Origin of the sequence: Synechococcus sp. W55.2 (assembly GCF_047461635.1) — a bacterium.
Lineage (GTDB): Bacteria > Cyanobacteriota > Cyanobacteriia > Thermostichales > Thermostichaceae > Thermostichus.
In genome coordinates this window covers 20,514-29,881 of sequence record NZ_JANSHM010000034.1, presented here as the reverse complement: position 1 = coordinate 29,881, position 9,368 = coordinate 20,514, and the positions used below count along the sequence as shown (strand labels likewise).

Sequence of the window (9,368 nt, the reverse complement as noted above, 5' to 3'; positions counted from 1 at the left end):
TGGTAGTAATCCGTACTGAACATATTATACATTATTTTCAGTATAGTTGAGCTTATTATTGACTAGAGTCATGCTCCATAGCAGATCCCCTAGCTGCTGAGGTTGCTGAAATTGCACCGCGTCAGGGTCGGCACCGTTCGCTTCACCAAGCCCGTCAGAACATTTCCGGGGCCGATTTCCCACACCTCTTGGATGCCGTCGGCGGCCATCTGCAACACGGTTTCTCGCCAGCGGACAGGGGCAGTCATCTGGGCCAGCAGCGCCTGCTTAAGGGCTTGCGGATCCCGGCTGGCGGTGGCAGTGCAGTTGCTGTAGACGGGCACTCGCGGCGGCTGAAAGTCAACAGCGCGCAAGGTGTGGGCAAACTCCTCGGCAGCAGCCTGCATAAAGGGCGAGTGAAAGGCGCCACTTACCTTGAGGGGAACGGTGCGCTTGGCCTGCAACTGCTCACAGACGGCTTGCACCCCCTCCACTGAGCCGCTGATCACCACCTGATCCGGGCTGTTGTCGTTGGCAAGGGTGACATCGGGGATCATCTGGCACAGGTGCTCCAGCTTGTCGCGGTCAAACCCCATCACTGCCGCCATGCTGCCCGGGGGATCCCCTGCAGCTTCCATCAGTTGGCCCCGCAGCGCCACCAGCCGTAGGCCGGTTTCGAAATCAAACACGCCGGCAGCGTAGAGGGCGCTGTATTCGCCCAGACTGTGGCCAGCAGTGCAGGCAGGAGCCTGTCCCTGGGCGTAGAGATAGTCCGTCAACAGGGCCGATACGGTGAACAAAGCCGGTTGTGTGTAGCCGGTCTGGTGGATCTGGTCTTCCGACAGAGCTAAGGGATCCCATCCCAGCATCTGGCGGGCCAAAGCCAACTTCTGGGCTGCTCCCTGCCAGTTCCGCAAGTCCCTTCCCATGCCTACCGCTTGGGATCCCTGGCCGGGATAGATCCAGGCAACAGTCATCAATTCATTTCCCCCAACGAAACACAATCGCCCCCCAGGTAAGGCCGGCGCCAAAGCCCGCCATCACCCCCAGATCGCCGGCGCCAAAGCGTCCTTGCTCGATCCAAGTGGCCAAGGCAATCGGCACCGAAGCGCCCGAGGTGTTGCCGTAATGCTCTAAGACGCTGGCCACCCGCTGCGGATCCAGCTGCAGGCGCTTGGCTACCGCATCGAGAATGCGCTGGTTGGCCTGATGAATAAAATATCCCTGTACTGCTTCCGCCGGGATCCCGGCCCGGAAGAGAGCCTTCTCGATAACCTCCGGCACCGCCTGGACGGCGAACTTGTAGACCTCGCGGCCATTCATGGTGATGGGGCAGCAGCGGTATTGCCCCACCTGCAGGGATCCCACCAGGGGCTTGGCCTCTGTAGCCATGGACAAGCTGAGCAGCTGGCTGCCACTGCCATCGCTGCGCAGCTCAATGCTGAGGATCCCGCCGGTTTCCCCCGCCTCCAGAACCACCGCCCCGGCCCCATCTCCAAACAAGACACAGGTGGTGCGATCTGCCCAGTCCACCGTACGGGAGAGCACATCCGCCGCCACCACCAAGGCCCGCCGGTACAGCCCGGTTTGCAAAAACTGCGCTGCCGTGGCCACTGCAAAGACAAAGCCCGTGCAGGCTGCCGTCAGATCAAAAGCCACCGCCCGCGTTGCTCCCAGAGCTGCCTGCACCTGAGGGGCCGAGCCAAACCGATCGACACCGGTGGAAGTGGCCAGCAGGATCAAATCCAGGTCTTGAGGCAAGATCCCGGCCTGAGCCAAAGCGGCCTTGGCTGCCTGGACCGCCAAATCCACCAAGCTCAGCTCAGGGGGCAGAATGCGCCGCTGACGAATGCCGGTGCGGGGCCAGATCCATTCGTCGGAAGTTTCGACGATCTGGCCGAGATCGTCGTTGCTCAGGCAGGGATCCGGCAGGGCAGCCCCTGCCCCCACCAGCCGCACGGTCGGGAGGCTATGGCTGGGCATCTTCCACGGGTTCGGGACAGCGGGAGGAAGTCCTTTCCAGGGATCCCAACGGCAACACTTCCGGGCCAGAGCCAGAGTAGACCTGAAGGGGCCGGGTGCGCCGCCTGGGGTTGGATTCAGGTTCGCGAGGGTCAACCATTTCCGCCTGCAGCCGCTGTAGGATTTTCTGTTCTGCCGCCTCTTTGGCCAGGCGAATGGCGTGGTAGACCATCGGCGCCTTGGAGCTGCCGTGGGTAATCACGCAGATGCCGTTGACGCCGAGCAGCAAAGCACCGCCATACTCCACGTAGTCCATGCGCCGCTTTACCTGCTTGAGGTTGGGCCGGAGCAGCCAGCAGCCCAACTTGCCGCGCCAGCCGCGGGGCAGCTCCTCCCGCAGCACCTGGGTGATCACCTGGCCAACACTTTCGGCAAACTTGAGGAGGGCATTGCCCACAAAGCCGTCACACACCACCACATCAAACTCCCCGGTCAGCACATCCCGCCCCTCGGCATTGCCGGCGAAATGGATCCCTGGCAACTGGGCCAGACGCTGGTGGGTGGCCAGAGCCAAATCATTGCCCTTGTTGGGCTCCTCGCCGATGTTGAGCAGGCCCACCCGCGGCTTCTCGATCCCCAGCACGCACTGGCAGTAGAGGGATCCCATGCGGGCAAACTGCTCCAAAAAGCGGGGCCGGCAATCCACATTGGCCCCCACATCCAGCAGCAGCACCGGCTTGCCTTTCAAAGTGGGCAAAAGAGCGCCAATGGCCGGGCGATCGATCCCTGCCAGCCGGCCCAAATTCAGGTAGGCCGCAGCCATCGCTGCTCCGGTATTCCCAGCGGCCACCACGGCATCCGCTTGGTTGGAGCGCACCTGTTGCATCGAGATGTTGATGGAGGCTTTGGGCTTTTTGCGCACCATCAGCGGCTCTTCCGCCATGCCCACATCGTCCTCGGCAGGCACGATGGTGATCCCAGCAGGCAAGGGTTGGGGCAGAAAGGGCTTGAGGGAATCTGGACGACCGACCAGCGCAATCCCGACCCGCAGATGCCGATGGGCCAGCAAGGCGCCCTTGATGATCTCTTCGGGAGCGTAGTCGCCCCCCATCGCATCAACCGCAATTCGCACAAGCTGACCTCACACTGGAATATCCTCGGCAACTGCAAGTCAAGCGTCAGGGAAAGCGCAGCGACCTCTGCAGTCCCCCTGCCGGAAAATTGGGAGCCTTAATGGCTGCAGGATGCTACCGAATTGTACCAAAAAACTGGATCTAAAGCCCCGCCCTACCGCTACGCAGTTCCTCGTAAGTGCTGTCGTAGAACCAGAAACCAGAATCCTTGCCCTCTAGAGCGGGGGGTATGTCAACAGATTTGTTTTCCTCAATCAAGGCCGTAGGTTCCGCACCGAGCCCGAAGGGATCCGTTTGCGCTGCTTCTTCCCCACCCTGCATAGGAAACGTGGACTTCCTCACGCCTGCGTGAGGGCAGCCAAGAGAGAGCGTACCTGTTGGACGTGGGCGTGTGCAGTGGAGTTTCTGGCCTGGTGTTGGCCCAGCTCCGTCTCCAACTGCGCCAATTCTCCCGCCAACGCTGCCCACCGATCCCGCTCTGGGTAGAGGGTGGCCTGCAGGTGATTGAGGCGACCCCAGGTTTCTGCCATGGCCTGGGCGCGCGCCCGCAGGGATCCCTCCTCTTGCTCCAGGTGTTGCCACTGCTGCTCCAATTCCTGCCGTTGGCGGGCGAGCTGCTCCTGCTGAGAAGGCAAGGACGATTCCAGTTGTTGAATGAGGGTTTGCAGACGACCTTTTTCTTGGAGAAGATCCTGCTTCTGGCTGCCGATCTGTTCCAGGAGCGGCCCAATATCGACCTGAACCGGGGCAGCAGCTTGATTTTGCAGCTGTCTAAGGCGGGCTTCCTGGCGGGTCAACTCTTCATACTCTCGCTGCAGGTTTTTTTCCTGAGGCAGCAGGGCTTCTTCCAAAGCACTGCAGGCAGACTGGGCATAGTCGATATCCATCTCGATGTCAAACCGCTCCTCTGGAGAGGCGCTGGCCAGCCGCTCTTGCAGCTCCCGCAGGGTTTGCCGGTTTTGCTCCAGTTCGGCCCGCTGCTGGCTGACCTGGGCCGCCCGCTGCTCGTAATCTCGGCGCAGTTGGCTGACCAAAGCCGCCAGCTCCTCGACCGAGATCGCCGGCTCCCCAGCCCTGCCGTTGCTGCTGCCATCGACGATAAAGTCGTACTCCTGCACCAGACGAGAGGCTTTCTGGTATAGGCTCTCTTGAGATTGCAGCTGCTGGAGAATCCTCTGCAGGTGCTCTTGATGGGCTCGCAGGGATCCCTGTCGAGTTTGCCACTCTGCTTGGCTTTGCTCCAGGGATTGTCGGGATCCCCACCAAGCGGTGTGGCGTTCTTGCCAAGCGCGGTAGTCTCGATCCAGCTCGTCTTGCCGGGCCTGGGCCTGCTGACGTTCTGCTTCCAGTTGGGCAATCTGTTGATTCAAGTGCTCCTGCTGCTGCTGAATGTGGCTTTTCAAGCTTTGCAGAAGCGCCAAGGGATCCCCAGCCGGATGTAGAGTCTCCTGGAGCTGTTGCATCAAAGCTTGTAGCTGCGCTGCTTCTGCCTCCCCCAAGCGGCTGGAGCGAGCTTCTTGCAACTGGGCTTCCAACTCTTGCCGCTGCCGATTCAGAGCTTCCCGCTGCTCTCCGATCAGGCGCTGTTGTTCAGCTAAGTAAGCTTGCTGGGCTGCCAGTTCCTCTTTGAGGCTGTCCAGAAGTTTGCGATCTTCCTCCACACTCTTGTATTGCTCATACAGCCGCTGCACCTCTTCTTCCTGGGCTGCTAGCTCCATCTCGCGGCGGGTAAGCTCATGCGCCTGAAAGGTGAGGGACTGTTTCCAAACCTCGATCTCCTCTTCCTGGCTGCGGGCTCTGAGCTGAAGTTGGCTGAAGTTTTGCAGATAGGTCACCAGTTGGCGAGCGGCTTCGCTGATGCGGGCGACCTGACGGCTGCCGGAGATTTCCGCCAGCACCAATGACCCATCCTTGAAGCGCCCAGCCTCCTGGGCGATGCGGCCTTCCAAGGTAATGGATTCTTCGTTCACGGCCACCCAGGTATTGTCCTGCTGCTGCTTGGCCAGCAATTGCAGAGACGACTTGGCAAATCCAATTGGCCTGGATAGCTCTGCTAGGTACAGCACGCCTGAACTCCTCTAAAACAGCATGGATAGGGCCCATCCCAGCCCCACCGAGCCACTGCCCCTGGCCGGGGAAAAATGGACGGCCGCCAGAACATGGCTCGCCGAGGCGCATAAAGACTACACCACCTTTCTAGACTCAACCATAGGGTAAAAAAAACGCCTTCGCCAGATGAGTTTTGGGGATGCCTGGGGTAGCTATTCAAACCGCTGGCCGAGCACTAAAGTAGTCTAGGGTGAGTAGTCTAGGGTGTGGTGTAGAGTTGTGTTCGGGGGTTGTATGGAGCTGCAAGGTGAGCCGCTTTCTGTTCGTCGGCGTTCTCCTGCCCCGCCGGTGGTCGTAGCCTCTCAGGTGTACCAGACAACAGCGCCGGAAGCCAAACCGCGCCACATTTTGGAAGCGATCGTCTGGCATAAAGAGCAGGAGGTGGAGCGGCAACGGGAGCAGCTTCCCCTCAAGGAATTGCAACGGCAACTGGATCAAGCCCCGCCGGTGCGGGATTTTGTGGCGGCCCTTACCCAGTCGCCTCACCCTATCTCTGTGATTGCCGAGGTCAAAAAAGCCTCTCCCAGCCGCGGCGTTCTGCGGGATCCCTTTGACCCGGTAGCCATTGCCCAGAGCTATGAAGCCGGTGGGGCCAGTTGCCTCTCGGTGCTCACAGATGAGCGGTTCTTTCAGGGCAGCGGCGAGTATCTGCGCCAGATCCGTCAGGCAGTAGGGATCCCCATCCTCTGCAAGGAGTTCATTCTCTACCCCTACCAAATCCTCTGGGCCCGCAGCCTGGGGGCAGATGCGGTGCTCTTGATTGCCGCCATTCTCTCCGATGCGGATTTGGGCTACTTTCTCAAGCTGATTCGGCAATTGGGCATGGCGGCTCTGCTGGAGGTGCACACCTCCCAAGAGTTGCAGCGGGTGCTGCGTTTGCCCCAACTGCAAGACTCCAGGGGGCAGGTGCTCATTGGCATCAACAATCGCGATCTGAGAACCTTTACGGTGGACTTGAACACAACGCGCGACCTGTTGGCCGCCCACTCGGAGCTCCTTGGCGATCTGCCTGTGGTCAGCGAGTCCGGCATCCATACCCCCGCCGATCTGCAGCAGTTGCGGGCCTGGGGGGTGCGCTCTGTGCTGGTGGGGGAAGCGCTGGTGACCCAGCCGGATCCCAGCCAAGCTGTGCGCCACCTGTTGTCATCTCAGTGAATGAGAACCCTCCATCATATGGATCTCTGTTAAGAACAATGGATCTCTAAGGATTGCTTGGATCGATGAAACGTATTCCTGTGCCGGCTCATATCCACTACGAATTTCTGCTGCGGGTGTTGGAGCGGCAAACCTTTCCGGCAGTAGAGGAACAGGATTTTGGCAACCGAGGCCGCACGCAAGAGCTGATCAACTCCCTGCGCAAAGCCCTCACCCAACAGGTGCAACTGGAGGAAGAGTGGCGACAGCGGGGCTATCAGGTGGACTACCGCTGGAATATGGACGAGCCTCAGCCTCCCTCTTGACCTTCCAGCCCACTGTAAGGTTTAGCATCCTTTCAGTGGCATTGGGGGGGTTTTCCAAGATGCAGGTTGTTTTGACGGTGCCCAAGCTGGCCTGTGGGGCCTGTATAGACACCATTGCGCAAGCGGTGCGGCAACTGGATCCCCAGGCGCAGGTGGAAGGGGATCCCAAAACCAAACAGGTGCGGATTACTTCTGGGCGGCCTGTGGGCGATTTGCGGCAGGCCCTCACCCAGGTGGGATATCCCCCGGCCTAGTCAAGGCTGGGTCGAGAACGGTCGGGCGTCTGTTTTGAATTTCTGTACAGATGGCTGCCTTCGCCCTGCCCAGGGTGGAGAGTAGCTGTCGTTTCATCAACAAGGTGTTGCCATGTCTGCCCATAAAGGGTCATCGGGTGCGCTATCGGCCTCTGCGCCTTCTCCTGAGGGCACCTGGCAGTTGGCCTTACAAGGGATGAGCTGTGCCTCCTGCGCCCGCAGCATCGAACAGGCCCTCACTCAGGTGCAGGGAGTATCCTCCGGATCCGTGAATTTTGCCAGTGAGCAGGCCACCGTCAAAGGGGATCCCCGGCTGGTGGATCCGCAGGCGTTGATTCGGGCGGTGGAGCGGGCGGGGTATCGGGCGCGCCTTATCCAGGAGGATTGGCAGCTGGACGATCTGTCGGATCCAGAGCGGATCGCCCAACGGGCCGCAGAACGGGAACTGAAGCTCAAGGTGGCGATAGGGGTGGGCATCAGCACGGTGCTGGTGATCGGATCCCTGCCGATGATGCTGGGGATGGACATCCCGGGCTTTCCCATGTGGCTGCACAATCCTGGGTTGCAGTTGCTGCTGACGGCTCCGGTGCAGTTTTGGGTGGGCAAGCATTTTTATCGAGGCGCTTGGGCCGCTTGGCAACGGCGCTCGGCGGATATGAACACGCTGGTGGCCTTAGGGACGAGCGCGGCTTTTTTCTATTCTGTTTTCCCAACGGTTTTCCCCGACTATTTTCACCGGCAAGGACTGTACCCGGATGTCTATTATGAGGTGTCGGCGGTGGTCACCACCTTGATCCTGGTGGGCAAGTGGATGGAGCAACGGGCTAAGGGGCAAACCTCCGAAGCCATTCGCAAGCTGATCGGGCTGCAACCGAAAACGGCGAGGGTAATTCGCCATGGGGTGGAGCAGGATGTCCCCATTCGGGAGGTGCAGGTGGGGGATTGGATCCGAGTGCGCCCCGGCGAGAAGGTGCCGGTGGATGGGGTAATCCTAGAGGGATCCTCCAGCCTCGACGAGTCGATGGTGACCGGCGAGAGCCTGCCTGTTGTCAAATCGGCGGGGGATGAGGTGATTGGGGCAACGCTGAATCAGACGGGCAGCTTTGTGATGGAGGCGCGGCGGGTGGGCAAAGACACGGTTCTGGCCCAGATCGTGCGCCTGGTGCAGGAAGCCCAGGGATCCAAAGCTCCGATTCAACAGGTGGCGGATCGGGTGACTGCCTGGTTTGTGCCGGCAGTGATCGGGGTGGCAGTTCTAACTTTCGTGCTCTGGTGGGTGTTGGCGGACAACCTGACGCTGGCCTTGGTGAACACGATTGGGGTGCTGATCATCGCCTGCCCTTGTGCGCTGGGGTTGGCAACCCCCACCTCGATCCTGGTGGCCACGGGACGAGGGGCAGAATTGGGGATCCTGGTGAAAAGTGCCGACAGCCTGGAATTGGCCCACCACTTGCGCACGGTGGTCTTGGACAAAACTGGCACCCTGACTGAAGGTCGTCCCACTGTCACCGATATTTGGGCCCACGGCTCCTCTCCCCTGGCGGTGTTGCGCCTGGCAGCGGCGGTGGAGCGGCACTCGGAACATCCTTTGGCCCAGGCGGTGGTGCAGAAAGCCGAAGCGGAAAAAATTGCCATCCCTCCTGCCCAGCATTTTCAGGCAAGGATAGGCAGTGGGGCAGAAGCCTGGGTGGAAGACCAGTGGATCCGCATTGGTCGGCTGAGCTGGCTACAGGAGATGGGGATCCCCTGGGATCCCTCTTGGTCAGAGAGGGTTCAGAATTGGGAAAGCCAGGGCAAAACGGTGATCGGCGTAGCCCAATCCCAGAGCCTGGTGGGGCTGTTGGCCATTGCCGATCCGCTCAAACCCACCTCTCCTGAGGCAGTGCAACAGCTGCAACAGATGGGTCTAGAGGTGATCCTGCTGACCGGGGATAACCCCACCACGGCCCAAGCGATTGCCCGGCAGGCAGGCATTCAGCGGGTAATTGCCCAAGTCCGCCCCGATCAGAAGGCCGCTTACATTCGCAGCTTCAGACAACCTCGACACCGGGTGGCGATGGTGGGAGATGGCATTAACGATGCTCCGGCTCTGGCAGAAGCCGATGTGGGGATCGCCATTGGTACAGGTACGGATGTGGCGATGGCCGCCAGCGATATAACCCTCATGTCGGGAGATCTGCGGGGAGTCGCCACTGCCATTCAACTCAGCCGGGCCACCCTCAACAACATCCGCCAAAACCTCTTCTTCGCCTTTATCTACAATACGCTGGGGATCCCGATTGCCGCTGGGGCGCTCTATCCCTTTACAGGCTGGTTGCTCAACCCTATGCTGGCGGGGGCAGCCATGGCCCTGAGTTCCGTTTCGGTGGTCGCCAATGCCCTGCGCCTGCGACACTTTCAGCCCCCCAGACCAGCGGGCCGGCGTTAGGCCCTCTCCCAGGGGCAAGGGGGATTAGCGCGGCAACAGTTTT

General features: G+C 60.4%; 8 protein-coding genes. 4 read left to right on the top strand and 4 right to left on the bottom strand.

Annotated features, from left to right (window positions below; all coding sequences use genetic code 11):
• Positions 1-89: 89 nt before the first annotated feature.
• From fabD to hmpF, 4 genes are all read right to left on the bottom strand, one after another.
• Entirely contained in the window at positions 90-956 is an 867-nt protein-coding gene (gene fabD, locus NW828_RS08325) for an ACP S-malonyltransferase (RefSeq protein WP_414383155.1), read from the bottom strand.
• A 4-nt stretch (positions 957-960) separates the two neighbouring features.
• Positions 961-1,962 (bottom strand): beta-ketoacyl-ACP synthase III, encoded by a 1,002-nt coding sequence (locus tag NW828_RS08320; RefSeq protein ID WP_414383153.1) that lies wholly within the window; start codon positions 1,960-1,962, stop codon positions 961-963.
• On the bottom strand, positions 1,949-3,052 hold the full coding sequence (gene plsX / locus NW828_RS08315; RefSeq protein WP_414383159.1) for a phosphate acyltransferase PlsX: 1,104 nt from the start codon (positions 3,050-3,052) through the stop codon (positions 1,949-1,951). Before plsX ends, NW828_RS08320 begins: the two co-directional genes overlap by 14 nt.
• Before the next feature lie 360 nt (positions 3,053-3,412).
• Positions 3,413-5,140: a pilus motility taxis protein HmpF gene (hmpF, locus tag NW828_RS08310; RefSeq protein WP_414383151.1), complete on the bottom strand. Its 1,728-nt coding sequence runs from the start codon at positions 5,138-5,140 to the stop codon at positions 3,413-3,415.
• Positions 5,141-5,417: 277 nt separating this feature from the next.
• Here hmpF and trpC point away from each other — a divergent pair, with 277 nt between their 5' ends.
• The 4 genes from trpC (at position 5,418) to NW828_RS08290 (ending at position 9,325) form a co-directional block, all read left to right on the top strand.
• Positions 5,418-6,338 (top strand): indole-3-glycerol phosphate synthase TrpC, encoded by a 921-nt coding sequence (gene trpC, locus NW828_RS08305; protein WP_414383149.1) that lies wholly within the window; start codon positions 5,418-5,420, stop codon positions 6,336-6,338.
• A gap of 65 nt (positions 6,339-6,403) precedes the next feature.
• On the top strand, positions 6,404-6,643 hold the full coding sequence (locus tag NW828_RS08300; protein WP_041436722.1) for a DUF5340 domain-containing protein: 240 nt from the start codon (positions 6,404-6,406) through the stop codon (positions 6,641-6,643).
• 59 nt (positions 6,644-6,702) lie between these two features.
• A complete protein-coding gene (locus NW828_RS08295) occupies positions 6,703-6,897 on the top strand; it encodes a copper chaperone (protein ID WP_414383147.1) in 195 nt (64 codons plus the stop codon).
• 112 nt (positions 6,898-7,009) lie between these two features.
• A complete protein-coding gene (locus NW828_RS08290) occupies positions 7,010-9,325 on the top strand; it encodes a heavy metal translocating P-type ATPase (RefSeq protein ID WP_414383145.1) in 2,316 nt (771 codons plus the stop codon).
• The last annotated feature ends 43 nt before the right edge of the window (positions 9,326-9,368 follow it).

Excerpts from the sequence above, each read along its gene's own strand:
- fabD (WP_414383155.1), bottom strand. The coding sequence starts at position 956 with ATGACTGTTGCCTGGATCTATCCCGGCCAGGGATCCCAAGCGGTAGGC.
- NW828_RS08320 (WP_414383153.1), bottom strand. The coding sequence starts at position 1,962 with ATGCCCAGCCATAGCCTCCCGACCGTGCGGCTGGTGGGGGCAGGGGCT.
- plsX (WP_414383159.1), bottom strand. The coding sequence starts at position 3,052 with ATGGGGGGCGACTACGCTCCCGAAGAGATCATCAAGGGCGCCTTGCTG.
- trpC (WP_414383149.1), top strand. The coding sequence starts at position 5,418 with ATGGAGCTGCAAGGTGAGCCGCTTTCTGTTCGTCGGCGTTCTCCTGCC.
- NW828_RS08300 (WP_041436722.1), top strand. The coding sequence starts at position 6,404 with ATGAAACGTATTCCTGTGCCGGCTCATATCCACTACGAATTTCTGCTG.
- NW828_RS08295 (WP_414383147.1), top strand. The coding sequence starts at position 6,703 with ATGCAGGTTGTTTTGACGGTGCCCAAGCTGGCCTGTGGGGCCTGTATA.
- NW828_RS08290 (WP_414383145.1), top strand. The coding sequence starts at position 7,010 with ATGTCTGCCCATAAAGGGTCATCGGGTGCGCTATCGGCCTCTGCGCCT.